This is a genomic window from Isoptericola sp. S6320L (assembly GCF_023015685.1).
Lineage (GTDB): Bacteria > Actinomycetota > Actinomycetes > Actinomycetales > Cellulomonadaceae > Isoptericola > Isoptericola halotolerans_A.
In genome coordinates, this window is record NZ_JALKAT010000004.1 from 145,576 (window position 1) to 172,046 (window position 26,471).

A 26,471-nucleotide genomic window follows, 5' to 3' on the forward strand; every position below is an offset into this window, starting at 1 on the left:
CGGCGGTCGTCGGCCCGGCCCTCGGCCGTCGGTCCCGTCAGGCGAGCCGCGCACGCAGGAACGTCCAGGCGAGCGCCGACATGTGCGCGGCCTGGGCGTTGTTGGCCGCGCCGCCGTGACCGCCCTCGATGTTCTCGTAGTAGGTGGCGTCCTGGCCGGCGGCCAGCATCTTCGCCGCCATCTTGCGCGCGTGCCCCGGGTGGACGCGGTCGTCCTTGGTCGAGGTGGTGAGCAGCACCGGCGGGTACTCGCGGTCCGCGTCGAACAGGTGGTACGGCGAGAAGGTCTGCAGGAACTCCCAGTCCTCGGGGACGTCGGGGTCGCCGTACTCGGCCACCCACGAGGCGCCGGCGAGCAGGTGGGAGTACCGCTGCATGTCGAGCAGCGGCACCTGGATCACGACGGCGCCGAACAGGTCGGGGTACTGCGTGAGCATGTTGCCGGCGAGCAGCCCGCCGTTGGACCCGCCCTGCACACCGAGGTGCTCGTGCGTGGTGATGCCGCGGGCCACCAGGTCCCGGGCGACGGCGGCGAGGTCCTCGTAGGCCCGGTGCCGGTTCTCCCGCAGGGCGGCCTGGTGCCAGCGCGGGCCGTACTCCCCGCCGCCGCGGATGTTCGCCACGACGTGGACCCCGCCCCGTGCGAGCCAGGCCCGGCCGGCGGTCCCGGAGTAGCCGGGCAGGAGCGGGATCTCGAAACCGCCGTAGCCGTACAGCAGCGTCGGGGCGGTCCCGGGCGCCGCCGGGTCGCTCGGCCGGACGAGCTCCGCGGCACCCACCACGAAGTAGGGCACGCGGGTGCCGTCGTCGGACGTCGCGAAGTGCTGCTCGGCGACCATCCCGGACGCGTCGAAGAAGGCGGGCGCGGACTTCAGCGGCTCCGGTGCGGCCGGGTCGGCCCCGGGGCCGACGACGGTGGCGAGCGCGAGGGTGGACGGGGAGAGGTAGCCGCTGCTGGTCAGCCACACGTCGTCGCTGTCCACGGGCGAGACGGCGCGCACGCCGACGGTCAGGAGCTCGCCGTCGACGGGGAGCTCGGACCGCACCCACCCGTCGGCCGTGTCCGCCCCTGCCTCGAGGTCGGGCGGCGTGAGGACGTGCAGTTCGTTCTTCACGTCGTCGAGGACGTTGAGCACCAGGTGGTGCCGCGTCCAGGTGGCCCCGACGAGGGAGGTGGAGGGTGTCGGGGCGAAGAGGACGGTCAGGTCGCGCGACCCGGCGAGGAAGTCGTCCGCGGCTGCCGCGAGCAACGAGCCCCCGGCGTAGGTGCGACCCGCCACGGTCCAGTCCTCGCGCAGCTCGACCAGGAGCCACTCGCGGTGCAGCCCGACCTCGGCCGACTCGGGCGCGTCGATGCGCACCAGCTCCTGCTCCGGCGTGCCGACGGCGTTCACCAGGTAGGTCTCGGAGCGGTAGAAGGCGATCGACCGGCGGACGACGTCCCGCTCGAAACCGGGCGTACGGGACCGCCGTCCCATGATGTACATGTCCTCGTCGGTGCCCTCGTAGACGGTGCGCGCGTCCTCGAGCGGGGTGCCGCGGCGCCACAGCTTGACGATCCGCGGGTAGCCGGACGGAGTGGTCGTGCCCGGGCCGAAGTCGGTGAACACGTAGACGGTGTCCTCGTCGGCCCAGGACAGCCCGCCCTTGGCCAACGGACGGTGGAAGCCGCCCTCGGACGCCGGGACGAACCGCTTCTCGACGAGGTCGAACTCGCGCGTGACGTCGGCGTCCGAGCCGCCGGGGGACAGGTCCACCAGCGCACGGCGCCAGGGCTCGCCCGCGGCGAGCTGCTCGGGTGCGGGGCGCAGCACCGAGGCCCCGTGCCACACCCACGACTCGTCCTCCGCCGCGGCGAGCTCGTCGAGGTCCAGCACCGTCTCCCAGCGCGGGTCGTCGGTGCGGTAGGAGTCGAGGCTGGTCCGCCGCCACAGGCCGCGCTCGTGCTCGGTGTCGCGCCAGAAGTTGTACAGGTGGTCCCCGATGCGCGAGACGTCGGGGATGCGGTCGTCCGAGTCGAGGACCTCCCGCAGGGCGGCCTCGGTCGCGTCGAGGTCGCCGCCGCCGAGCGCGGCGTGCGCCTCGTCGTTGCGTGCCCGTACCCACGCGAGCGCCTCGTCGCCCGAGACCTCCTCGAGCCAGCGGTGCGGGTCGGGGACGGAACGCTCGCCGGAGGGCGAGGCGTCCGTGCGCAGCAGGGGGTCGGCACTCATGGCCAGGACCTTAACCCGAGGCTCCCACGCAGGTGCCGCGAAGGTGTCGAGGGGCCGGCCAGGACGCCGTCGTCCTCTTTCACCCGGGTGATCCCTGTGGTAGAAACTCCTGGTCAGGGCATTGTGCCCGCTTCAGACCTTCCTACGGGTTCGCGGAGAAGGTCGCGTTCGCGCGACCTGTGCACGGTGCCGTCGGACCCGGCCTCACACCGACGGAGGTGCGGTGAGCACCACGACCCCGGCACGGCCCCCTGCGACGGGGCGCGTCCTGCCGTGGCTCTGCGTCGCCGGCATGGTCCTGTGCGTGGCGGCGCTCCCCCTGGTGGGTGCCTCCGCCCCGCCGTGGGGCGTCGGGGTGCTCGGCGTCGCTGCCGTCGTCCTGCCCGTCACCGCGGCGGTCCTGCTGTCCCGCGCCTCCCGACGCGACGCCGCCGCCTTCCGCGCCCTGTCCGTCGAGCGCGACGGCCTCGCCGCCGGTCTGCACGAGACCACGCAGGCCTTGCGGGAGACGACGGCGGCGCTCACCGCCGAGCAGGAGGCTCGCGCGGACCAGCGGGCGGCCGTCGAGACGGCCGTCGTCGCCCTCAGCCGCAAGGTGCAGGCGTCGGCGCACCGCATCCAGGAGGAGGCGGCCCGGATGGTCCAGCGGCACGCGGCGGACCCGGACGTGCTGCAGACGTCGATGCGCATCGACCATGCGGCGGCGCAGCACGCCCGGCAGGCGCAGAGCCTGGTGGCGCTGTGCGGTCGCCGCCCGGGGCAGACGTGGGAGGACGCCCTGCCGCTGCCCGACGTGGTCAAGGCTGCCGCCGGGCGGATCACCGCGTTCCAGCGGGTCGAGGTCTCCGGCGACCCGGGCCTGGCGGTCGTCGGGCGTGCTGCCGAGCCGCTCGTGCACGTCGTCGCCGAGCTGCTCGCCAACGCCACCCAGTGCTCCCCGCCGAACACGCAGGTGCTCGTCGTGATCCGGCAGGTCCAGCGTGGCGCCGTCATCGAGATCGACGACTGCGGCGTGGGCATGGACCCGCGCGAGCTGGGACGGGTCCGGGCGATCGCCGCCGGCGAGCGGTCGGTGGGCATCGCCGAGCTGGGCGAGGTGCCGCAGACGGGCCTCGCCGTCGTCGGCACCTACGCGCGCTTCCTCGACCTGCGGGTGGACCTCACCGAGTCCGTGTACGGCGGGATGCGCGCGGTCGTGATGGTCCCCGGCGACCTCACCGAGGTGGCGGCCACGGCTCCGACGGTGCTGGCACCGAGCGTCGACGACGCCTGGGCGGCGACCCCGGCCCGGGAACCGGCTGCGACCGGAGCGGTGCCGCCGGTCGCCGCGGACCGGCCGCCGGCCGGACCACCTGTGCTGCCCCAGCGACGGTCGCGGCGCGGGGCGGCGGACGGCCCGCTCACGGTGGGACGTGGTCTGCCCCAGACGAATCGCCCGGAGCGCCCGACACCTGACCAGACCGCGGAGGAGGCGGGAGCCTGGATCGGCGCATTCTTCGCCGCGACGGCGGACGCACCCTCGCAGGACGACCCTGACACCCATGAGCCGTCCGTCGCGACGGACGGGACCTCGGAGGACAGATGACCACCCAGACCACCGGAACGACGCCACCCGGGACCGAGCACCCGGACAGCTGGATGCTCGACCTCGTGGCTCAGGTGCGTGGCGTGCAGCATGCCGTCGTGCTGAGCTCGGACGGCCTCGTCAAGGTCCGGACCGACGACACGGACCCGGACACCGCCGACAAGGTGGCGGCGGCGTGCGCGGGGCTCGTCGCGCTCGGCATGAGCATGGGCCGGGAGTTCGGGGCGGGCGACCGGCTCCGGCAGGTCGTCGTGGAGTTCGAGGGCGGGTTCCTGTTCGTGCGCGGCGCCGGCGACGGCTCGCGGCTCGCGGTCGTGACGGACGCGACCGTCGACCCCGGGCTCGTCGCGCAGCAGATGCAGGCGCAGGTCCTCATGATCGGCGAGCACGCGCTCGGCACGGACCCGGCCAGCTGAGGGATGGCGGCATGCACTCGGACGGATACCGCGACCACCCGGTACGTTCCTACGTCCTGACCGGCGGACGGGCGCACCCGACCAGGAACACGCTGCGGCCGGAGACGCTGCTGCGTGCCGTCGACGACGGTCGCGAGCTGCCCGGGACGGCCGGCCGGCACGAACGTGCGCTCCTGCAGACCTGCCGCGGCACGCTCGCGCTCGCCGAGCTCGCCGCCTACCTGCACCTGCCGGTGAGCCTCGTGGCCGTGCTGGTCTCGGACCTCGTCGACGGCGGCTACCTCGCCGTCCTGTCCACCCCGGTGCACGACCTGCCCGACACGGACCTGCTCGAGGAGGTGCTCGATGGGCTCCGCGGCCTCTGAGCCCCGCAAGGCACAGCACCTGGCGCCGACCGTCGACCGGTCGGTCAAGGTGCTGGTGGTCGGCGCGTTCGGCGTCGGCAAGACGACGCTCATCCGGGCGGTGAGCGAGATCCCCATGCTCAGCACGGAGGAGTCGATCACGACGGCGAGCGTGGGGGTCGACCCGCGGCGTGACGAGAAGCGGACGACGACGGTCGCGATGGACTTCGGCCGCGTCACCGTCGGTTCCGACACCGCCCTCTACCTGTTCGGCACGCCCGGTCAGCGCAGGTTCTGGGACCTCTGGTCGGGACTCGCGGACGGCGCGGTCGGCGCCCTGGTGATGGTCGACACGCGGGACCTGGCCCAGAGCTTCGAGGTCCTCGACCAGCTGGAGGAGCACACCCGGCTGCCGGTCGCGGTGGTCGTCAACGAGTTCCCCGACTCCCCGCGTCACGCGCTCGACGAGGTCCGGGCCGCGCTGGACCTGCCGGAGGGCACTCCTGTCGTCTCCGGTGACGTGCGCGGTCGCCCCCGGGCGGTCGAGGCGCTGACGACGCTGGTCGCCCACGCGCTGGAGCTCCGGCGGGCCGAGGGCGTCGCCGCATGAGCCTCACCGCCGCCGGTCGCGTCGTGCGGCTCGAGGAGGTCGCCGACCGTCCGCTGCTCGCCGACCTGGCCGGGGCCCGTGATCCCCGGGCCGGCTACGCGGCGCTGCGCTCCCGGTGGGGCGCCGTGGCCCCGGTGGACCTGGAGCCCGGGGTGCCGGCATGGCTGGCCCTGGGCTACGACGAGGTCCGCACGGTGCTGCGCAACGAGGTGCTGTTCTCCCGTGACTCCCGCGCCTGGCGCTACGAGGCCGAGCGGCTGGTGGCCTGGAGGTCACCGTCGCGGGCGGTGCTGGCCCAGCGGGACAGCGTGCACGACCGCGACGGCGCCGAGCACCGCCGGCTGCGTGCTCCCGTCGCGGACGTCCTGGCGGGCGTCGACGAGAAGCGGCTCACGCGGACGGTCAGCGTCGCGTGCACCTCGGCGCTCGAACGCCTCGCCGCCCGCGGCGAGGCCGACCTGGTGGCCGACTACGCGGTCGACGTCCCGGTCCGGGTCCTGGCCGACCTGCTCGGGATGACGCTGGCCGACGCGCGCCGCATGCACGAGCTCACCGTGGAGCAGCGCTCGGGGACCGACGCCGCGTATCCGGCCGTCGCCGCGATGGAGAACCTGCTCGCGACGTTCGTGGCCGGCCGGCGGGCCGAGCCGGGCGACGACCTGACCTCGCAGCTGCTGGCCCACGACCAGCACGCCAACGACCTCGAGGTGATGGGCGCGGTCGGGCTGCTCTTCCGGACGGCCCACGACGCCGAGGTCGCCTGGATCGCCACTGCGATGCAGCGGATGCTCGCCGACCCCGGGTTCGGCGCGAAGGTGCACGGCGGAAGGCTCTCCCTCGACGACGCGCTCGACGAGATCGCCCGGGGCACGCCACCGATCCCGCACCTGCTGCCGCGCTACGCGCTGACCGACAGCGAGCTCGGTGGGCAGCCGATCGGGGCGGGGGACGCCGTCGTCCCCGCCGTGGCGGCGGCCAACGCCGACGCCGCGGTGCAGTCGGCGGACCCGTGGGAGCAGGTCGACTCCCGCTTCCACCTGACGTGGGGCCTGGGTGCGCACGCCTGCCCGGCCCACCGCACCGCTCCGCTGATCACCCGGCTCGTGGTGGGCCACTTCGTGGGCAGGGTCGCCGACATCGAGCTGTCGGTCGAGCCCGGCGACATCGAGCTCGCGCGGTCGGCGTGGAGCCGCTACCCGCGCGAGCTCCCGGTCCGCTTCCGCTGAGGCGGCGGGACCGGCAGCTCGCGCCGGGTGGTGGCGCCTGCCGTCAGGCGCCGACGCGGGCGCGCAGCTTCGCTGCGACGCCGCGGTAGGCCTTCGGGTCGATGGGCACCAGCCACTGCGTCGCCCGTGCCGGGGCCGAGAGGTTGAGGTCCAGGTCGCCGAGCAGCTCGTCGACCTGGTGCATCGAGAACGGGATCACGTTGGTGCCCCGCGCGTGCTTGCCCTCGGTCCGCTTCTCCATCCAGTCCACCCGGTCCCGCACGTGCTCCCGCCGTACCTCGAGGGGCGGCAGCTCCAGCGCGCCGGCGAGGTAGCCCGCGGTCCACACGGCGCCGATCTCCGCGGAGAGCGGGCTGAAGAGCGACGAGTTGTAGCCGGCGAACGTCAGGTGGGGCACGTCGTGCGGCAGCATCTGGCGGTAGAGCTGGAAGTTGCCGCGAGCGTCCAGCAGCCGGTCGGTGACGTCCTGGTCGAGGAACGGGACCCGCTGGTGGAACCCGGTGCCGCACACCACGAGGTCGGCGCGGACCGTGCTGCCGTCGCTGAGGACCGCGACCGGGGCGCCGTCGTCGTCCGTGGTGAACCGCTCGATCTCGGTGTCGCGGTGGACCACGACGGCGCCGTCGGCGACCTGGTCGTAGAGGGCGTCGGAGGCCAGCGAGACGGTCGACCGCGCGATGTCCTCGAACTCGCCGCGCGGCACCAGCCCGAGCTCCTTGAGCCGGAGCTGTTTCGTGGTGACAGCGGCGACGGAGGCGAGCAACGACTTGCGCACGGAGTTGCCCGGCCCGTGGAGGAACTTCTCCACGCCGGAGAGCGACTGGTAGCGGAAGAGGGCCTCGCCCATCCGCGTGAGCAGCAGGTACTTCATGTTGACGGCGTGGCCGAGCTTCTTGGGGACCTTCCACAGCAGCTCGCGGGCCACGAGGTGGGTGCCGGCAGCGACGGGCCCGACCTCCGCGGCGACGTCGCACGCCGACTTGCCGTACCCGACGACGACGACGTGCTTGCCGCGCGCCTCCTCCACGGAGGGGAGCTGGCTCGCGGCCACGACCTTCCCGCCCGCGCGCATGAGCTCCGCGAGCCCGTCGAAGGCCGGGATGACGGGGTCGGAGAAGATGCCGTTCGCGACGATCAGGTGGTCGAACGGCTCCGGGTCGCCGACGGCCTCGCCGACGTGCCGTGAGGTGACCAGCCAGCCGTCCTCGGTGTCGGTGAGCTCGGCGCGCACCACCTCCGTGGACAGGCGCAACGCGTCGGAGAGGCCGTGCTTCTCGACGTACTGCTCGAGGTAGGCCTGGACCTGCTCGCCGCTGGGCCACTCCGGGTAGTGCTTCGGCATGGGCAGGTCGGAGAAGGAGTACGAGCCCTTGTTGTTCTGCGTGTAGAGACCGGTGTAGCGACGGGTCGCGCTCCAGACGCCCCCCACGTCGGGGGTCTTGTCGAACACGACGACCTGGTGGCCGAACTCGGTCAGGACCTTGGCGCTGGCCAGACCGGCGAATCCAGCGCCGACGACGGCGATCTTCATGGGCGTCCTTGCTTTCGGTCGGGCGATGGTGATCGCAAGGATCGTAGCGGTCCGGACAGACCGGGCGATAGGCCCGAGACCGGGACCAATCGGTCAGGCCTGCGGGGAGCCCTGCTGCTGTCGGTGACCCACGGCAAGATGGGACCGTGACCGACACGACGGAGCCCACCGATCCCGCCGCGCTCGACGAGCCCGCTGCCCAGCGTCGCTGGGCCGAGCTGGCCACCCTCGTCGAGGAGGACCAGCGGGCCTACTACCAGCAGGACGCCCCGAAGGTCTCCGACGCCGAGTACGACGCCCGCATGCGTGAGCTCGAGGCGATCGAGGCCGCCCACCCGGCCTTGCGCAGTCCGGAGTCGCCGACGCAGCGGGTCGGTGGGCAGGCCGCGGCCGGGTTCGCCACCGTCGAGCACCTCGAGCGCATGCTGTCGCTGGACAACGTGTTCAGCACCGACGAGCTGCGCGCCTGGGACGCCCGGATCGCCCGTGACCTCGACGTCGAGGGCGGGGACGTCGGCTACCTCTCCGAGGTCAAGATCGACGGCCTGGCGATCGCGCTGCTGTACGAGCGGGGCCGCCTGGTGCGAGCCGCGACCCGCGGCGACGGCCAGACGGGTGAGGACATCACGGCCAACGCGCTGCGGATCGCGGAGATCCCCCGCCGTCTCGCCGGCGACGACCACCCGGAGGTCGTCGAGGTACGCGGCGAGGTCTTCATCCCCGTCGCCGCCTTCGACCGGCTCAACGAGCTGCAGGAGCAGCTGCGCGAGCGCGCGGTGACCGAGGCGCGGGAACGAGCGGACAGCCGGGCGACGTCGTCCCGGGCGTTCGACGAGGAACGTGCCCGCGTCGCCGCGCTGCGCCGCTTCCCGCAGTTCGCGAACCCGCGCAACGCCGCCGCCGGCGGGCTGCGCCAGCTCCTGGACAAGAAGAGCGGGCTCGAGCGGGAGGCCGGCCTCGCCCGGGTCGAGTCTCTGCGGATCTACGCGCACGGCGTCGGCGCCCTGCAGTGGACGGAGGGCGAGCACGCGGAGCTGGCGAACCAGTCGGACGCGTACGCGCTGTTCGAGCAGTGGGGTATCCCGGTCTCGCCGCACAACCGCGTGGTGCAGGGGATCGAGGGCGTCGTGGACATGATCACCCACTTCGCGGAACACCGGCACGACATCGAGCACCAGCTCGACGGCATCGTGGTCAAGGTCGACGCCCTGGCCGACCAGCGCCGGCTGGGCGCCACGAGCCGCGCGCCGCGGTGGGCCACCGCGTACAAGTACCCGCCCGAGGAGGTCAACACCCGCCTGGTCGCGATCCAGGTGGGCGTGGGCAGGACGGGCCGCGCCACGCCCTACGCCGTCATGGAACCCGTGACGGTCGCCGGGTCCACGGTGCGCCAGGCCACCCTGCACAACCAGGACGTGGTCAAGGCCAAGGGCGTGCGCATCGGCGACATGGTCGTGCTCCGCAAGGCCGGTGACGTGATCCCCGAGATCCTCGGCCCGGTGCCTGCCCTGGCCGACGACGGCTACCCCCGCGAGGACTTCGTCATGCCCGGCGAGTGCCCCGAGTGCGGCACCGCCCTGCGGCCGATGAAGGAGGGCGACGTCGACCTGCGGTGCCCGAACGCGGAGTCCTGCCCGGCCCAGGTGCGCGGACGCGTGGAGCACATCGGGTCCCGGGGCGGACTGGACGTCGAAGCGCTCGGCGAGGTCACGGCGGCGGCCCTCACCCAGCCGGACGTCCCGACCGACCCGCCGCTGCGCACCGAGGCGGGGCTGTTCGACCTGACTCTTGAGCAGCTCCTGCCGATCGAGGTCGTCGTCCGGGACGCCGAGACAGGGCTGCCCAAGGTCGACGACGACGGGGAGGTTCGCCGTCGGACGCCGTTCCGCAAGAGGCTCAACCACTCCAGGGCCGCACGTCTGGCGGCCGAGGAGGCGGGGGAGGTGCTCCCGGACCACGAGCCGTCCAGCCAGGCGACCAAGCTCCTCGACGAGCTGGACCGCGCCCGGACGAAGGACCTGTGGCGCATCCTCGTCTCGCTCAACATCCGGCACGTCGGTCCGGTGGCGGCGCGGGCGCTCGCGGACTGGTTCGGCTCCCTGGACGCCATCCGTTCCGCCTCGCGCGAGGACCTGGCGGCGGTGGAGGGCGTGGGCCCCGTGATCGCCGACGAGCTGCTCGCGTGGTTCGAGGTCGACTGGCACCGCGAGATCGTGGAGGCCTGGGCCGCGGCGGGCGTCCGCTTCGCCATCCCCGACCACCCGGGTCCCGCCGTGATGGCGGAGAAGGCCGCCGAGGGGCCGACGGGTCCGCTCGCCGGCCTGACCGTCGTCGTCACCGGTTCGCTCGAGGGCTACACCCGCGACGGGGCCAAGGAGGCGGTCATCGCCGCCGGGGGCAAGGCCGCGGGCTCCGTGTCGAAGAAGACGGACTACGTCGTGGTGGGGGAGAACGCGGGCTCCAAGGAGACCAAGGCGCGTGACCTCGGGCTGCCGATCCTGGACGAGGACGCGTTCACGCGACTGCTGGAGGGCGGCCCGGAGGCGCTCGCCGAGTGACAGCCCGCCACCTCGGATGGCTCAGCGGTGGTCCCGGGCCGCCCAGAGGATGCCTCGTTCGATCATGGTGCGGATCTCGGGGATCTTGAGGTCCGCGACGGTGTGCCCGACGGCGCACGCGAACACCTTGCCGCGGCCCCAGTGGCGGGTCCAGACGACCGGGACGGTCACGGGCTCGCGCCACGGTGCTCCGTCGCGGACGGCGTGCGTGGTCGTCGCGAGCACGTCGCAGAGCGGGTCGGTCTGGAGCCAGTACTGCTCGGTGGTGAGCCGGATCGTGGGGCCGATGCCGGCGACGACGGGATGGTCCGCCCGGTCCGGGCGCACGACGACCTCGTGGTCGACCATGTCGTCCGGGTGCGCGACGAACTGTCCACCGACGATGTGCTGGTAGTCGGTGGCGCCACGGAACGCGTCGAGCAGCCCGCCGTGCCAGCCGGCGAGGCCCGTGCCGTTCTCCACGGCGAGGCGCAACCCGTGCATCTCGTCGGCGAGGATCTCGCCCATGGTCCAGCTCTGCACGATCAGGTCGACCTCGGACATCACCGACTCGTCGGCGTACACCTCGAGCGAGTCCTCGACGGTGACGTCGAACCCGGCGACGGCGAGCATGGGAAGGAACAGGTCGGTGGTGGCGACGGGGTCGTGGCCCTGCCAGCCTCCGCGGACGACGAGGGCCTGACGGTTGCTCAAGAGTCCTCCTTGACGGTGATGAGCGCGTCGATCGAGTGTGGTGCCAGGAAGCGGTCGGTGACCAGTGTGGCCGCACCGACGACGCCGGCCTGCGCACCGGCTCGTGAGGTGACGATCCGCAGGTGCTGGGTGGCCAGGGGCAGCGAGCGCTGGTAGACGACCTCGCGGATGCCGGCGACGAGGTGCTCCCCGGCGCCGGCGAGGATCCCGCCGATGATGATGCGCGACGGGTTGAGCAGGCTCACCGAGGCGGCCAGCACGGTCCCGATGTCGCGGCCCGCCTGGCGCACGGCCTGGCCGGCCGCCACGTCCCCGGCGCGGACCAGGTCGACGATGTCCTGGGTGGTCCGGATGCGTGCGCCGGACTCCTGCAGCGCGCCCGCGATCGCCAGCCCGCCCGCGACGGCTTCGAGGCACCCGACGTTGCCGCAGCGGCAGGGGATCTCGGCGGCGCCGGAGACCGCGACGTGCCCGAGGTCACCGGCAGCGCCCTGCGCCCCGCGGCGGAGCTCGCCGTCCATGACGACGCCCGCCCCGATGCCGGTGGCGACCTTGACGAAGAGGAGGTCCTGCTCGTCGGGGCACACGGTGCGGTGCTCGCCGAGCGCCATGACGTTGACGTCGTTGTCCACCACCACGGGGGCCCCGAGGAGCCGGTGCAGGATGCCGGGGACGTCGGTCCCGTCCCAGCCCGGCATGATCGGCGGGTTGACCGGTCGGCCGTCGGCGTGGTCGACGGGGCCGGGCAGCCCGATGCCGATGCCGGCGAGCTCCTCGACCTTGCGGCCGGCCTGGGCCACGAGCGAGGCGCCCGTCTCGGCGACCCACGAGAGCACGGGTTCCGGGCCGTCGGCGATGGCGAGCGGTTCCTGCGTCGACGCGAGGGGGTTGGCGGCGAGGTCGGTGATGGCGAGGCGCGCGTGCGTGGCGCCGAGGTCCACGCCGAGCACGATGCGGTTCGAGGGGTCGAACGCGAAGGTCGACGGCGGCCGTCCGCCGGTGCTGGAGGCCTCGCCGGCGGGTGTGAGCAGCCCGACGGCGGTCAGCGCCTCGATGCGCGCGGCGACGGTGGATCGGGACTGGCCGGTCTCGGAGACGAGCGAGGCCCGTGTGTGCGGCGTGCCGTCCCGGAACAGCTGGAACATCTCCCCCGCCCCGGTGGGACGTGGAGGAAACTTCTGCAGCCCTTCCATGAGCACAGTGAACCACGCCTTTCCGGCCTCGCGTTGTGTCGCTGGGTGTCTATCACGAGCGGGTAACGATCACAAAGTACCCGCACTTTTGCTTGACGGACAACATAAGTCCGTCTACGTTTCATCACATGGTCACAGAAGACCCCCCAGCACTGCTGCTGCAGATGCAAGGCATCGTGAAGACGTTCCCCGGAGCGCGCGCCCTCGACGGAGTGGACCTCGACGTCCGTCCCGGCGAGGTGCACTGCCTCCTCGGCCAGAACGGAGCGGGCAAGTCCACGCTGATCAAGGTCCTCGCCGGTGCCCACCAGCCGACCGAGGGCACGATCCTCATGGACGGCGAGAAGATCGAGATCCCCCACCCGGTGGCGGCGCTGGAGCACGGGGTCGCCACCATGTACCAGGAGCTCGACGTCGTCGACGGGCTCACCGTCGCGGAGAACATCTACCTCGGCCACGAGCTCGCCAACGTCGGCGTGACCCAGCGGCGTGAGGTCGCGAACCGGACGCGCCAGCTCATGGAGCGGCTCGGGCACCCGGAGATCTCGCCGCACCGCGAGGTCGGCACGCTGTCGGCGGCCGGCAAGCAGGTGGTCTCGATGGCTCGCGCCCTCTCGCGTGACGCCCGGGTGATCGTCATGGACGAGCCCTCGGCGGTGCTCGACTCCGGTGAGGTCGACAACCTCTTCCGCGTGGTCGAGGAGCTGGTCGCCCAGGGCATCGCGATCATCTACATCTCCCACCGTCTCGAGGAGATCCGCCGGATCGGCGACCGCATCACCGTCATCAAGGACGGCCGCACCGTCGGCCGCAACCTGGACGTGGCGTCGACCTCCACCGACGAGCTCATCCGGCTGATGACCGGCAAGGACGTCGAGTACTCCTTCCCGGAGCGTCCCGGGGTCCCCGCCGACGCCGCCGTCCGGCTGCAGGTCGAGGACCTCTCGCTGGCCGGCGTCTTCTCGGACGTGTCGCTGACCGTGCGCGCCGGCGAGATCGTCGGGCTCGCCGGGCTCGTCGGCTCCGGGCGCTCGGAGATCCTCGAGACCGTCTACGGCGCACGCCGGGCGACCGGGGGGACCGTCAGGCTCGACGGCCGGCGCCTCCACAACGGCTCCGTGCCCGCGGCCGTCGGCGCGGGCATCGGCCTGGCTCCCGAGGAGCGCAAGAGCCAGGGCCTGGTGCTCGACGAGCCCGTCTACCGGAACATCACGCTGTCGTCGTTCGCCCGGACGGCGCGGGGCGGCTGGCTCGACGAGCGCGCCGAGAAGAAGGCAGCCCAGGAGCAGGCGACGGCGCTCGACCTCCGCCCGGCAGACGTCGAACGATCCATCCGCACGCTCTCGGGCGGCAACCAGCAGAAGGCCATGCTCGCCCGCTGGCTGGTGCACGGCTGCGAGGTGCTGCTGCTCGACGAACCCACCCGTGGCGTCGACGTCGGTGCCCGGTCCGAGATCTACGCCCTCGTGCGCCGTCTCGCCGACGCCGGGACCGCCGTCGTCGTCGTCTCCAGCGAGATCCCCGAAGTCCTGGGCCTGGCCGACCGTGTCCTCGTGATCTCCGAGGGACAGGTCGTGCACTCCGGGCCCGCCGAGTCGATCGACGAGCACCAGGTGCTCGACATGGTCATGGAAGGAAGTGCCGCGTGAGCGAGCAGCAGACGTCGCCGAACCCGGCGGTGGACAGCCCCAAGACAACGGCAGGACGGCGTCGCGGGTTCAGTGCCCTGTCCGGCGGCACGGCCCGCAACCTCGGGCTGGTCGCCGCCCTCCTCCTGCTGTGCCTGGTCGGGTTCCTCACCGGCGGCGAGCGGTTCGCCAGCCTGTCGAACCTGATGATCGTGCTGAGCCTCGCCTCGGTGATCGGTGTCATGGCCGTCGGGATGACCTTCGTCATCACGACGGGCGGCATCGACCTGTCGGTCGGCTCCGTGCTCGGCCTGACGACCGTGTGGGCCACGACCCTGGCCACCCAGAACCTGGCCGACCAGTACGGCTGGATCGTCATGGTGACCTGTGCGCTCCTGGTCGGCCTCGCCGCCGGGCTCGTCAACGGCGTCATCATCGCCTACGGGAACGTGGTCGCATTCATCGCGACCCTGGCGATGCTCGTCGCGGCGCGTGGCCTCGCCGAGCTCATCGCGAACCGCCGCACACAGCTCGTCCAGTCGTCGTCGTTCGAGGGGACGTTCGAGGGCAACCTCCTGGGCGTGCCGAAGATCGTGTGGATCTTCGTCTTCGTCGTGGTCGCCGGCTGGTTCCTGCTCACACGCACCACGTTCGGCCGTCGCACGGTCGCCGTGGGCGGCAACCCGGAGGCGGCGCGCCTCGCCGGGATCAAGGTCAAGCGGCACCTGATGTACGTCTACGGGCTCTCCGGCCTCACGGTGGGCATCGCCGGCGTCATGATGCTCGCCCGCACCGGTGCCGGCTCGTCCACCAACGGGCTGCTCTACGAGCTCGACGTGATCGCCGCGGTCGTCGTGGGTGGCACGCTGCTCGCCGGCGGACGCGGCACCATCGTCGGCACCGTCATCGGCGTGCTCATCTTCGCGACACTCTCGAACGTCTTCATCATCAACAACCTCGACAGCTCGGTGCAGCAGATCGCCAAGGGCGCGATCATCGTCGGCGCCGTGCTGCTCCAGCAGCGGATCTCGGCACCGAGATCCACCTGACACACCAGACGTCCCACCAGAATCCAGACCCTGCACGACCGGACCGAATCGAGGAAGATCCTATGTCCGCACGGATGAAGAACCGTCGCCGTATGCTCGCCGTCCCCGCGGCACTCGCCGCCTCGGCGCTGCTGCTGACCGGCTGCGTCAGCAACGAGCCGGCCGAGGAGGAGACCGAGTCCGACTCCATGAGCGAGGAGGGCGCGGCTCCGGCCTCCGACAACGACGCACCGGGCGAGGAGGTCGTCATCGGCTTCTCCGCCCCGGCGGCCGACCACGGCTGGATGGGCGCGATCACCTCGGCCGCCGAGGCCGAGGCCGAGAACTACGAGGACGTCGAGCTCCGTGTCGCGGAGGGCACCAACGACGTCAACGTGCAGATCAGCCAGATCGAGGGCTTCATCGCCGACGGCGTGGACGCCATCGTGCTCCTGCCGTTCGACGGCGCCGCGCTCACGGACGTCGCCATCCAGGCCATGGAGGCCGGTATCCCGGTCATCAACGTCGACCGCGAGTTCTCCGACCCGTTCGCCGCGCGTTCCACGGTGCTCGGTGACAACTACGGCATGGGCGTCTCGGCCGGCCAGTACATCTGTGAGCAGCTCGGCGACCAGCCGGACGCCGTCGTGGCCGAGATCCAGGGCATCGCGTCGCTGCCGCTCACCCAGGACCGCAGCCAGGGCTTCGAGGACGCGCTCGGCGAGTGCGGGCTGGACGTCGACAACCAGGTGTCGGCCGACTTCACCGTGCAGAGCGGTGAGTCGGTGACGGCGAGCCTGCTGCAGGCGGCCCCCGAGATCGACGCCATCTGGAACCACGACGACGACCAGGGCGTCGGCGTGCTCCAGGCGATCGAGAACGCCGGCCGTGACGAGTTCTTCCTCGTCGGCGGGGCGGGCTCGGCCAACATGATGCGGGAGATCCAGAGCGGCGACTCCGTCGTCCAGGCGACCGTCATCTACCCGTCGACGCAGGCGGCGGACGGCATCAAGCTCGCCCGTCTGGTCGCGCACGAGGCCAGCATGAGCGACCTCGCGTCGTCGAACGTGCCGCGCACCGTCCAGCTCTACGCGCCCGTCGTGACGACGGACAACGTCGACCAGTACCTGTCCAGCGCGTTCGAGTCCTGACCGACGCGACCTGACCCGGCGGCGGGGCCCTGTCCCCGCCGCCGCGGCCCGGCCTGCCTCGAGCCGGTCGTGGCCGTGCCACACCACGGAAGGACCACTCACATGGGTGACGGAGATCGCGCACGTCTCGGCGTCGGGATGGTCGGCTACTCGTTCATGGGCGCCGCGCACTCCCAGGCCTGGCGCACCGCCCCCCGATTCTTCGACCTGCCGCTGCGCACGGAGATGACCGCCGTCGTCGGCCGCGACCCCGAGCGGGTCGCCGAGGCTGCGGCACGCCTCGGCTGGGACTCGACCGAGACGGACTGGCACCGCCTGCTGGAGCGCGACGACGTCGACCTCGTCGACATCTGCACGCCGGGGGACACGCACGCCGAGATCGCGATCGCGGCGCTCGACGCCGGCAAGCACGTGCTCTGCGAGAAGCCTCTGGCCAACACCGTCGCCGAGGCCGAGGAGATGGTGGCCGCGGCCGACCGCGCCGCTGCCCGTGGCGTCCGCGCGATGGTCGGCTTCACCTACCGGCGCGTGCCGGCGATCCAGCTCGCGCGGCAGCTCGTCGCCGACGGCCGGATCGGGCAGGTGCGCCACGTGCGGGCCCAGTACCTGCAGGACTGGCTCTCGGACCCCGCGACGCCGCTGTCGTGGCGGATGGACAAGAAGAAGGCTGGCTCAGGTGCCCTCGGGGACATCGGCGCCCACATCGTCGACCTGACGCAGTTCATCACCGGTGAGCAGATCACCGGGGTCACCGGAGTGCTCGAGACCTTCGTGACCGAGCGGCCGGTGGCCACCGAGTTCGCCGGGCTGTCGGGCACCGGGGGCGACGAGACCGGCCCCGTGAGCGTCGACGACGCCGCCTGCTTCCTCGCGACGATGTCCGGCGGAGGGCTCGGTGTCTTCGAGGCGACGCGGTACGCGCAGGGACGGAAGAACGCCATCCGCCTCGAGATCAACGGCTCCCGGGGCTCCCTGGCCTTCGACTTCGAGGACATGAACGTCCTGCACTTCTACGACGCCGACGAGTCGGGGGCGACCGCGGGCTTCCGCAGGATCGTCGTCACCGAGGCCGACCACCACGCCTACGTCGCCGCCTGGTGGCCCCCCGGGCACGGGCTCGGCTACGAGCACGCGTTCACGCACCAGGTCGTCGACCTCGTCTCGGCGATCGCGGCGGGCGACGACCCGGCGCCGTCGTTCGCCGACGGGCTGGGCGTCCAGCGGGTGCTGGACGCCGTCGAGCGCAGTGCCGAGAAGGGCATCTGGCTCGACGTCTGACCTCCTGCACGGACCGAGGAAGGAGGCACGCCCCAGGCAGCACCAGCATCGACCGGTTCCACCACGTCCGGGCCGACGTGAGCGGGTACCGCGGAGCGCTCTTCTCAGCAGCACCACTGATCCAGACCGAAGGAGTTCCTGGTGAGTACAGTGCTCAGCGCACGTTCGCGAGCCGTGAGACGAGGTGTCGGGGCCGCCGTGTCGGCCGCCGTCGTCCTGCCGCTCTCGTGGGCCGGCGCCGCCGGCGCCCAAGCCGCCGAGGCCGACGAACCGCCGCCCGTCGAGGCGGCGTTCGAGGCCGCGGCCGAGGAGTTCGACCTCCTCGTCTTCTCCAAGACGGCGGGCTTCCGCCACGGATCGATCCCGGCCGGCATCGCGGCCATCCAACAGCTCGGCACCGACAACGGTTTCTCGGTCACGGCGACCGAGGACGCCGGGGCGTTCACGTCGGAGAACCTCGAGCAGTACGAGGCCGTGCTGTTCCTGTCGACGACGGGCGACGTCCTCGACGCCGACCAGCAGGCCGCGTTCGAGGCGTACATCCAGGGTGGCGGCGGCTACGCCGGTGTCCACGCCGCCTCCGACACGGAGTACGACTGGCCCTGGTACGGCGAGCTGGTCGGCGCCTACTTCAACAGCCACCCGCAGAACCAGGACGCCACGATCAAGGTGGAGGACCACGTCCACGAGTCGACCGCGCACCTGCCCGCGCGCTGGGAGCGGTTCGACGAGTGGTACAACTTCCGCGAGAACCCGCGGGACGAGGTCCACGTGCTGGCGAGCCTCGACGAGTCGAGCTACTCGCCCGGCTCGGGCGCGATGGGCGCCGAGCACCCGATCGCGTGGTGCCAGGCCTACGACGGCGGCCGGTCCTGGTACACCGGCGGTGGCCACACCGACGCGTCCTACGCCGAGCCGGAGTTCCTCCAGCACCTGCTGGGCGGTATCCAGACGGCGGCCGGCGTCGTGGACTCGGACTGTGCGGCGACGCAGAGCGCGAGCTTCGAGGCGGTGCCGCTGGACGACGACACGTCGAACCCCATGATGCTCGAGGTGGCGCCGGACGGCACCGTGTTCTACGTCGAGCGGGACGGCCGGGTCCGTGTCATCGACCCGGACACCAACGTCACGACGACGGCGGCGACGCTGGACGTCACGCAGTCGAACGAGGACGGCCTGACGGGCATCGTGCTCGACCCGGACTTCGCCGCCAACGGGTGGGTGTACCTGTTCTGGTCGCCGACCGACGTCGGTGACGACGGTCCGCACAACCGGGTCTCCCGCTTCACCTACGCCGACGGCTCGATCGACCTGTCCACCGAGCAGAAGGTGCTGGTGATCCCGACCCAGCGGCAGACCTGCTGCCACGCGGGCGGCGACATGGTCTTCGACGCCGAGGGCCACCTGTACATCGCGACCGGGGACAACACCAACCCGTTCGAGTCGGCGGGCTACACGCCCATCGACGAGCGGTCCGGTCGTCAGAACTACGACTCGCAGCGCACGTCGGCGAACTCGAACGACCTGCGGGGCAAGGTCCTGCGGATCACCCCCCAGGAGGACGGCTCCTACACCGTGCCGGACGGCAACATGTTCGCCCCCGGTACGGCGGACACCCTGCCCGAGATCTACGCGATGGGCTTCCGCAACCCGTTCCGGATCGGTCTCGACCCGGCGTCGGGGAACGTGCACGTCGCCGACTACGGTCCCGACGCGGGCAGCGCCAGCGCCACCAGGGGCCCGGCGGGCACCGTCGAGTGGAACGTGGTGAGCGAGCCGGGCTTCTACGGCTGGCCGTACTGCACGGGCTCGAACAACGCCTACGTCGACTACGACTTCGCCACCGGCCAGTCCGGCGAGGCGTTCGACTGCGCCGGCGGCGTCGTCAACGACTCCCCGCACAACACCGGCATCGAGCAGCTCCCCGGGGCCATCGAGGCGGAGGTCTGGTACGGGTACTCCACCAACCCGCTGTTCCCCGAGATCGGCGGCGGCGGTGCCCCCATGGGCGGGCCGGTCTACGAGTACGACGCCGAGCTCGACTCCGACGTCAAGTGGCCGGAGTACTGGGACGGCAAGGCCCTGTTCGGCGAGTGGAACCAGGGACGCATGTACTCGTTCCAGCTCGCCGGCGAGGACCGCGACGACCTGGTCGACATCAACCGCGTGCTCCCGGAGATCTTCGACCCGAGCGCAGGCTTCGACCGGCCGATGGACTTCGAGTTCGGTCCGGACGGCGCCCTGTACATGGTCGACTGGGGCTCCGGCTTCGGTGGCAACAACGACTCGTCGGGCATCTTCAAGGTCAACTACGTCCAGGGCGACCCAGCGCCGATCGCGCGTGCTTCCGCCGACGTGACGAGCGGTGCGTCCCCGCTGACGGTGCAGTTCTCCTCGGAGGGCTCACGGCACCCGGACGGTGACCCGATCACCCTGCAGTGGACGTTCGGCGACGGTTCGGAGCCGAGCACGGAGGCGAACCCGACGCACACGTACACCGAGGAGGGTTCGTACACCGCCCAGCTCACGGTGACCGACGACAACGGCCAGACCGGCGTCGCGAACGTCACGATCGTGGTGGGCAACGAGGCTCCGACCGTGTCGATCACGTTCCCGGAGAACGGCGGCTTCTTCGAGTGGGGCGACCAGGTCGCCTACGAGATCGCCGTCGACGACCCGGACGGTGAGGTCGACTGCGCCGACGTGCGGCTGTTCACCTCGCTCGGCCACGACTCGCACGCCCACCCGTTCGACGAGCTGACCGGCTGCGAGGGCGTCATCCAGACGGCCCGCGACGAGGGCCACGGCATCGAGTCGAACATCTTCTGGGTGATCGAGGCGACGTACTCCGACGACGGCGGCTCCGCGGGCGTCCCGCTCACGGGCAACGACCTGCAGGTGCTGCAGCCCAAGCTCGTCCAGGCGGAGTTCTTCACGTCGACGGGCCGGCTCGACGGCTCCACGAGCCCCGGCGACGCCGGGGTCCAGCGGGAGGACACGGGGGACACCGCCGGCGGTGGCCAGAACATCGGCTACATCGAGCCCGACGACTGGTGGGCCTACGACCCGATCAGCATGGGCAACGTCGAGGGGCTCTCCCTGCGGGTCGCGTCCCCCGACGGCGGCGAGGTCTCGCTGCGCTGGGACGCCCCGGACGGTCCGGAGATCGGGCGCCTGTCGATCCCGTCGACCGGTGACTGGCAGGCCTACGAGGACGTCGCGGCGACGCTGACCGACGTACCGACCGGGTCGGGCACGCTGTACTTCGTGCTCGAGTCCGGCGGCATCAACGTCAACTGGTTCGAGATCGACGGCCGTGGCGTGACCGCCAACGAGCGCCCCGAGCTCGATCTCGAGGTGTCACCGCTCGAGGGCGTGGCGCCGCTGACCGTGACCGCCACGGCCACGGCCACCGATCCGGACGGCGACGACGGCGCGCTCGTGCACGCCTGGGACCTCGGTCTCGGCGACGGGTTCACCGACGGCGACCCGACGCTGGAGCACACGTACACCGAGCCCGGCACATATCGCCTCCAGGCGAGGGTGACGGACGGCGGCGGTGCCTACGTCCAGGAGTACGTGACGATCACCGTGACCCAGGAGGCCACCGAGCCGGTGCTCTGCTTCCAGGGCCGGTCGGACGACTTCCTCGGCGAGGAGCTCGACACGGACCGCTGGACGGTGCTCGACCGGAACCAGGACCTGCAGGTCGCCGACGGGACGCTGACCATCCCGGCGACGGTCACGGACTTCTACGGCACGAACAACGTGACGGTGCCGAACGTCGTCCTGCAGGACCTCCCGGACGGTCCGTTCACCGCGACGGCGAAGGTGACGATCCCGGCTCACGCGCAGTACCAGCAGGCCGGCCTCGTCATCTACGACGACGCGGACAACTACGCCAAGATGGTGCTGCAGGGCCGTTCGGCGCCTGCCGACCCGGCCACGCGCATCTTCCAGTTCATCCGTGAGGAGGGCGGGGCACCGAACGAGGTCGGCGAGTCCAACACGGCGGCACTCGGCGCGGCGTACCCGGACACGGTGTACGTGCGCTTCACCAGCACCGACGGTTCGGACCTGCGGGCCTCGTACTCGGCGGACGGCGTGGAGTTCACGCAGATGCCGCAGACGAAGTCGCTCGACGGCCTGGCCGACCCGCAGATCGGTCTCGTGTCCCTCGCGGGCACGGGGTCGGCGGCGCCGGTGGTGGACGCCGAGTTCGACTGGTTCCACCTGACGCCGGACGACTCGGTCTCGACCGTGCCGGACGACGAGTTCGACGGGTCGGAGCTGGACACCTGCCGGTGGGACCGGATCGTCCGCGAGGACGAGTCGGGCTACCGGGTGGCCGACGGGTCGCTGGAGATCGACACCACGGCGACCGACATCTACACCGGCAACAACACCGCGGTGCCGAACATCGTCCTCCAGGACCAGCCGGAGGGTGACTGGACGGTGGAGACCAAGGTCGACGCCTCCGAGTTCACGGAGCAGTACCAGCAGGGCGGTCTGATCCTCTACGGGGACGACGACAACTACGTCAAGCTGGACTACGTCGCGGACAACACCGCGGGCAGCGCGCTCTCCGCACGCCTGGAGCTCCGCTCGGAGGTGGACGCCACGGTCGTGGACCCGCAGCCGAACGTCTCCGACCTCACGGACGGCGTCTGGCACCTGCGCCTGACCAAGGAGGGCACGACCTTCACGGGTTCGTACTCGACCGACGGTGAGACGTGGCAGACGATCGCGGAACCCGTCGAGCACGCGGGTCTCGCCGATGCCGGCATCGGGCTGTACGCGCTGGGCGCGTCGCAGACCACGTCGGCGACGGCGTCCTTCGACTACTTCCGGGTGGTCGGGGACGACGTGGAGCCGCTCGCGGTGGTCGGTTCGCTCGACCCGGCCGAGCCGGATCGTGCCGACGGCACCTACACGGGACCGGTGACGGTCACCGTGGAGACCACGGGTGGTCCCGACGGCGCGACGGTCTACCGCGAGGTGAACGTCGACGGCGCCGGCTGGGCCGAGTACACGGCTCCGGTCGAGGTGTCCGAGCCGGGTGACCACACGGTCGAGGTCCGCGCTTCCGCCGGTGGTGAGGACGTCGCGGGCGAGACCCTGACGTTCACCATCGCGGCACCGGACGCGACGCCGGTGACTCCGGCCGTCGAGGTCGTCCAGGCCTCGTGCACGTGGGGCGCCGACGGCAGCCACGAGATCACCGGTGGCGCCGTGGTCACGACCGAGGTGGAGGGCGTGCGGTACGTCGTGCGGCCCGTCACCGAGGACGGTGCCGGCCCGGTCGTGGACGACCTGGCCGACCTCGACCCGGGCACGTACCGGGTGGCCGCGCGTCCTGCCGACGGCTTCGTCATCGAGCCGGGTGACGGCTGGAGGGTGAACGCGAACGGCTTCGGCGTCCTGCGGTTCACCATCGACGAGCCGGAGTGCCCGGACCCGGTCCCGGCGACGCCGGCCGTGTCGCTCACGCAGCCCGGCTGCGAGGTCGACGCCGACGGTGAGAACGTCCGCACCGGTGGCTCGCTCACCGGCGTGGAGGTCGACGGCGTCAAGGGCTACGTGGTGCACAACTGGGTGGACGGCGACCTGAACGACGGCAAGCCGTCGGACCTCGGGGACCTGGCACCCGGCCAGTACCACGTCATCGCGACGCCGGAACCCGGCTACGTGCTCGACGTCGAGGGTGACTGGGAGCTGAGCCCGTCGGGCAAGGCCACCCTGGTCGTCACGATGGAGAGCTACGGCTGCGACCGCGTCCCTGCCGTGGAGCTGGTGCAGGCGACCTGCACCGACGGCACCACCGTGCCCGCCTCGCTGACGCCGCTCGACGTCGTCGGGGTCAAGGGGTACGTGGTGCACAACTGGGTCGACGGCAAGGCCAAGGGCAAGCCGAAGGACCTGTCGGCGCTGGACGCGGGCAGCTACCGCGTCATCGCGAGCCCGGAGGCGCGTACCGACCTCGAGGTCGAGGGTGACTGGGAGCTGAGCCCGTCGGGCAAGGCCAAGGTGATCCTCACCGTGGGGGAGGTGGACTGCCTCTGATCCGGTCGCGGGGGGCCGCCGGTGTGCGGCCCCCCGCCACGATCGCCGCTGGGCGGGACGCCGGACGTCCGTACGGCGCGGTCCCGGCCCGGGGACGGTGCCGGCGGCCGGTGGCCACCCAGCGGTACGCCGGCCTCGAGCCGGCAGACCCTCGGCACAGGACGGTGCGCTCCGCTCCTGTGCCGAGGGGCCTCGGTGTCACGAACTCGAAGGAGCACGGCAGATGATCACCCAGCACGTGGTGCAGCACCGGCGAGGCCGGCGGACGACGGCGACGCTCGCCGTGCTCGCGGCACTCGTCCTCTCCGTCGTGGCATGGGTGGCCGCCGTGCCGCAGGCCGCGGCTCACGGCGGTGAGCTGAAGATCGACGTCGGGACCGACGGTGCCGGTGGCGTCGACGCCGTCGTCGTCTGGGCGGCGGACGGGCATCCTGTCGAGGAGACGGTCGACGTCACCATCAAGGCCGTCTCCGACACGGGGGAGGAGGTCGGGCCGGTGCAGCTGACGTCGGCCTCGGAGGGGGTGGGCTGGTACCGGTCCGAGCCCGGCCTGCTGGGTGAGGGGCACTGGACGCTCACCGTGCGGGCGACGGAGCCCTCGAAGCACAAGTCGAAGACAGAGCTCGACGTCGTCGCGCCGCCGACGCCGACTGCCGAGCCCTCTGCGGAGCCCGCCGGGGACGAGAGCGGAGAGCCGGCCGGTGGCGACGAGGCCGGCGCGGAACCTGCCGCCGACTCGGCCGACGCCACCGACACCGCGAGCACGGCCCCTGCCGGGCCGGCGCCCTGGGTCTGGATCGTCCTGGGGCTCGCCGCCGTGGGCGTCGCTGCGTTGATCCTGGTCCGGCGACGACGCTCCGCCTGACCGCTGTCACGAACTCGTCTCCGGCCGGAGGCGACCGAAGGAAGGAACCGACATGACCCGACCGATCTCTCTCTTCACCGGCCAGTGGGCCGACCTGCCGCTCGAGGAGGTCGCCGGTCTGGCTGCGGGCTGGGGCTACGACGGCCTCGAGCTGTGCTGCTGGGGCGACCACATGGACGTGACGCGGTGGGACGACGCCGAGTACGTCCAGGGACGCCTGGATCTCATGGAGCGGCACGGTCTGCGCATCGTCGCGATCTCGAACCACCTCACGGGCCAGGCGGTGTGCGACGACCCCATCGATCGACGGCACGAGGAGATCCTGCCGCCGCACGTCTGGGGCGACGGAGACCCCGAGGGGGTCCGGCAGCGGGCCGCCGAGGCGATGAAGGACACGGCGCGCATGGCCGCCAAGCTCGGCGTGAAGACGGTCGTCGGGTTCTCGGGCTCGTCGATCTGGAAGACCGTGGCGATGTTCCCGCCGGTGCCGGCCGACATGGTGGAGGCGGGCTACCAGGACTTCGCGGACCGGTGGAACCCGATCCTCGACGTCTTCGAGGAGGTCGGGGTCCGGTTCGCCCTCGAGGTGCACCCCAGCGAGATCGCCTACGACTACTGGACGGCGAAGCGCACGCTCGAGGCGATCGGCCACCGCGAGTCGTTCGGCCTGAACTGGGACCCCAGCCACATGGTGTGGCAGGACATCGACCCGGTGGCGTTCCTCTGGGACTTCGCCGACCGGATCTACCACGTGCACTGCAAGGACACGAAGAAGCGTCTGAACGGCCGCAACGGCCGGCTCTCGTCCCACCTCGCGTGGGCGGACCCGCGCCGTGGATGGGACTTCATCTCCACGGGGCACGGCGACGTCCCCTGGGAGGACGCCTTCCGCATGCTCAACGCGATCGGCTACGACGGCCCGCTCTCCGTGGAGTGGGAGGACGCCGGCATGGACCGGCTGGTCGGGGCGTCCGAGGCGGTGCAGTTCGTGCGCCGGTACGCGTTCGACGCGCCCGACGCAGCGTTCGACGCGGCCTTCTCGTCGCAGTGACGTTCTGCTCGTGAGCTACTCGGCGGGGGCCTGCAGCATGACCACGTCGTCGTGCTGCACCCCGCCGACGTCGTAGGTGCGCCGCCCGATCACCGTGAACCCGTGCCGGCGGTAGAACGACTGGGCCCGTGCGTTCTGACCGTTGGTGCCGAGCCAGAACGGTCGGCCGGGAGCCAGACGCTGCGCCTCGGAGGTCGCGGTCGTGAGCATCCGACCGGCGGTGCCGTGGCCGAGGTGGTCGGGATGCACGTAGATCTTGGACAGCTCCACGTACGGCCCCGGCCCGACGGCGGAGCGCAGGGCCGCGAGCTCGTCGGGCCCGGCGGGCTCGCCCACGGCGAGCAGCGTGTAGCCCACGAGGCTCCCGGAGTCGTCGCCGCTCTCGGCGACCAGCAGCAGGTGCTCGGCAGAGCCGCTCCATGCCGCGAAGTGCGCGGGCGTCAGGTGCGCCGCGACGTGGGCCGCCATGGTGGGCACCGGGGTCCCTTCGGGGCACGCGAGGGGAAACGTCAGGGCGGCAAGCCAGGCGATCTCGGCCGCCTCCTGAGGACGGGCAGCGCGGACGACGACGGGTTCTGCAGTCACGACCTCGAACCTAGCGCGGCCCGGCGGTCACCGCGTGGCCGGACGCCGGCTCCCTGACCTGCGTCGACGCGTCCGAGCGGGGTGTGCCGGGCATCACCGTCCTGCGAAGTTGGCGTCAGGCGGCAGGACGTGTAATGTTCTCGAAGTCAGCCCGACAGGGAACGGACACCGCGAGGTGGCCGCCGGGGTTGAAACTCTCACTGAAGGTCTCGGACAGCTTCGTGCGCTCCGAACCAGCATCGAGGGGTCTTGCCGCGGGAAGCGGCCGGGTGCGGATCGCCACGGCGGTTTGACCAGGCCGGAAGATCGGGTAAGGTTGAAGGGTTGCCCCGGACGGGGTCGGGACGGTGTTCCGGTCTTGGATGGTGTGCGTCGGTTGTTTGAGAACTCAACAGTGTGCTTGATAGTCAATGCCAAATTTTGAACCTTTTTGGTTCCTTTGGACTGGATTGAA

Annotated in this window: 18 protein-coding genes; 13 read left to right on the forward strand and 5 right to left on the reverse strand. The window is 71.8% G+C overall.

Features of this window, described 5'->3' with window-relative positions; translation table 11 throughout:
- Positions 1 to 37 precede the first annotated feature (37 nt).
- Positions 38 to 2,212 carry a prolyl oligopeptidase family protein gene (locus MWU57_RS04280; RefSeq protein ID WP_246907439.1) on the reverse strand — a complete coding sequence of 725 codons (2,175 nt, stop codon included), beginning with the start codon at positions 2,210 to 2,212 and terminating at the stop codon, positions 38 to 40.
- A gap of 223 nt (positions 2,213 to 2,435) precedes the next feature.
- On the opposite strand from MWU57_RS04280, the gene MWU57_RS04285 reads away from it, so the two are divergent.
- The 5 genes from MWU57_RS04285 to MWU57_RS04305 are packed head-to-tail and all read left to right on the forward strand — an operon-like array spanning position 2,436 to position 6,393.
- Positions 2,436 to 3,797, forward strand: coding sequence for an ATP-binding protein (locus MWU57_RS04285; RefSeq protein ID WP_246907442.1), 1,362 nt, complete (start codon positions 2,436 to 2,438; stop codon positions 3,795 to 3,797).
- The gene (locus tag MWU57_RS04290) at positions 3,794 to 4,213 is read left to right on the forward strand and encodes a roadblock/LC7 domain-containing protein (protein WP_207767729.1); all 420 of its coding nucleotides are present in this window, start codon (positions 3,794 to 3,796) and stop codon (positions 4,211 to 4,213) included. Before MWU57_RS04285 ends, MWU57_RS04290 begins: the two co-directional genes overlap by 4 nt.
- Positions 4,214 to 4,224: 11 nt before the next feature.
- Positions 4,225 to 4,578: a DUF742 domain-containing protein gene (locus MWU57_RS04295; RefSeq protein ID WP_106268779.1), complete on the forward strand. Its 354-nt coding sequence runs from the start codon at positions 4,225 to 4,227 to the stop codon at positions 4,576 to 4,578.
- A 52-nt stretch (positions 4,579 to 4,630) separates the two neighbouring features.
- The gene (locus MWU57_RS04300) at positions 4,631 to 5,167 is read left to right on the forward strand and encodes an ATP/GTP-binding protein (protein WP_374108521.1); all 537 of its coding nucleotides are present in this window, start codon (positions 4,631 to 4,633) and stop codon (positions 5,165 to 5,167) included.
- Complete coding sequence (locus MWU57_RS04305; RefSeq protein WP_246907448.1) at positions 5,164 to 6,393, forward strand: cytochrome P450; 1,230 nt, start codon at positions 5,164 to 5,166, stop codon at positions 6,391 to 6,393. The genes MWU57_RS04300 and MWU57_RS04305 overlap by 4 nt, the downstream gene beginning before the upstream one ends.
- Before the next feature lie 43 nt (positions 6,394 to 6,436).
- Here MWU57_RS04305 and MWU57_RS04310 read toward each other — a convergent pair whose 3' ends face one another.
- Positions 6,437 to 7,924: an NAD(P)/FAD-dependent oxidoreductase gene (locus MWU57_RS04310; RefSeq protein WP_246907450.1), complete on the reverse strand. Its 1,488-nt coding sequence runs from the start codon at positions 7,922 to 7,924 to the stop codon at positions 6,437 to 6,439.
- Positions 7,925 to 8,070: 146 nt separating this feature from the next.
- On the opposite strand from MWU57_RS04310, the gene ligA reads away from it, so the two are divergent.
- Complete coding sequence (gene ligA, locus MWU57_RS04315; RefSeq protein ID WP_246907452.1) at positions 8,071 to 10,482, forward strand: NAD-dependent DNA ligase LigA; 2,412 nt, start codon at positions 8,071 to 8,073, stop codon at positions 10,480 to 10,482.
- A gap of 21 nt (positions 10,483 to 10,503) precedes the next feature.
- On the opposite strand, the gene MWU57_RS04320 is transcribed toward ligA, so the two are convergent.
- Both MWU57_RS04320 and MWU57_RS04325 read right to left on the reverse strand, forming a co-directional pair.
- Complete coding sequence (locus MWU57_RS04320) at positions 10,504 to 11,175, reverse strand: ThuA domain-containing protein (RefSeq protein WP_106268769.1); 672 nt, start codon at positions 11,173 to 11,175, stop codon at positions 10,504 to 10,506.
- Positions 11,172 to 12,368: an ROK family protein gene (locus tag MWU57_RS04325; RefSeq protein WP_106268767.1), complete on the reverse strand. Its 1,197-nt coding sequence runs from the start codon at positions 12,366 to 12,368 to the stop codon at positions 11,172 to 11,174. The genes MWU57_RS04320 and MWU57_RS04325 overlap by 4 nt, the downstream gene beginning before the upstream one ends.
- 128 nt (positions 12,369 to 12,496) lie before the next feature.
- Here MWU57_RS04325 and MWU57_RS04330 point away from each other — a divergent pair, with 128 nt between their 5' ends.
- The 7 genes from MWU57_RS04330 to MWU57_RS04360 all read left to right on the forward strand — a co-directional run bounded on the left by MWU57_RS04330 (position 12,497) and on the right by MWU57_RS04360 (position 25,432).
- Positions 12,497 to 14,017 carry a sugar ABC transporter ATP-binding protein gene (locus tag MWU57_RS04330; RefSeq protein ID WP_246907455.1) on the forward strand — a complete coding sequence of 507 codons (1,521 nt, stop codon included), beginning with the start codon at positions 12,497 to 12,499 and terminating at the stop codon, positions 14,015 to 14,017.
- Positions 14,014 to 15,045 carry an ABC transporter permease gene (locus tag MWU57_RS04335; protein WP_207767727.1) on the forward strand — a complete coding sequence of 344 codons (1,032 nt, stop codon included), beginning with the start codon at positions 14,014 to 14,016 and terminating at the stop codon, positions 15,043 to 15,045. Before MWU57_RS04330 ends, MWU57_RS04335 begins: the two co-directional genes overlap by 4 nt.
- Before the next feature lie 62 nt (positions 15,046 to 15,107).
- The gene (locus tag MWU57_RS04340; RefSeq protein ID WP_246907458.1) at positions 15,108 to 16,175 is read left to right on the forward strand and encodes a substrate-binding domain-containing protein; all 1,068 of its coding nucleotides are present in this window, start codon (positions 15,108 to 15,110) and stop codon (positions 16,173 to 16,175) included.
- Between the two features lie 102 nt (positions 16,176 to 16,277).
- Positions 16,278 to 17,453, forward strand: coding sequence for a Gfo/Idh/MocA family protein (locus tag MWU57_RS04345; protein WP_246907461.1), 1,176 nt, complete (start codon positions 16,278 to 16,280; stop codon positions 17,451 to 17,453).
- Positions 17,454 to 17,594: 141 nt separating this feature from the next.
- Entirely contained in the window at positions 17,595 to 23,516 is a 5,922-nt protein-coding gene (locus MWU57_RS04350) for a ThuA domain-containing protein (protein WP_246907462.1), read from the forward strand.
- A gap of 223 nt (positions 23,517 to 23,739) precedes the next feature.
- Positions 23,740 to 24,381 (forward strand): hypothetical protein, encoded by a 642-nt coding sequence (locus MWU57_RS04355; protein ID WP_246907464.1) that lies wholly within the window; start codon positions 23,740 to 23,742, stop codon positions 24,379 to 24,381.
- A 52-nt stretch (positions 24,382 to 24,433) separates the two neighbouring features.
- Positions 24,434 to 25,432, forward strand: a complete 999-nt coding sequence (locus MWU57_RS04360; protein WP_106268756.1) for a sugar phosphate isomerase/epimerase — start codon at positions 24,434 to 24,436, stop codon at positions 25,430 to 25,432.
- Between the two features lie 15 nt (positions 25,433 to 25,447).
- Here the strand turns inward: MWU57_RS04360 and MWU57_RS04365 are convergent, their stop codons facing one another.
- On the reverse strand, positions 25,448 to 26,017 hold the full coding sequence (locus MWU57_RS04365; protein WP_246907466.1) for an N-acetyltransferase: 570 nt from the start codon (positions 26,015 to 26,017) through the stop codon (positions 25,448 to 25,450).
- Between the last annotated feature and the right edge of the window lie 454 nt (positions 26,018 to 26,471).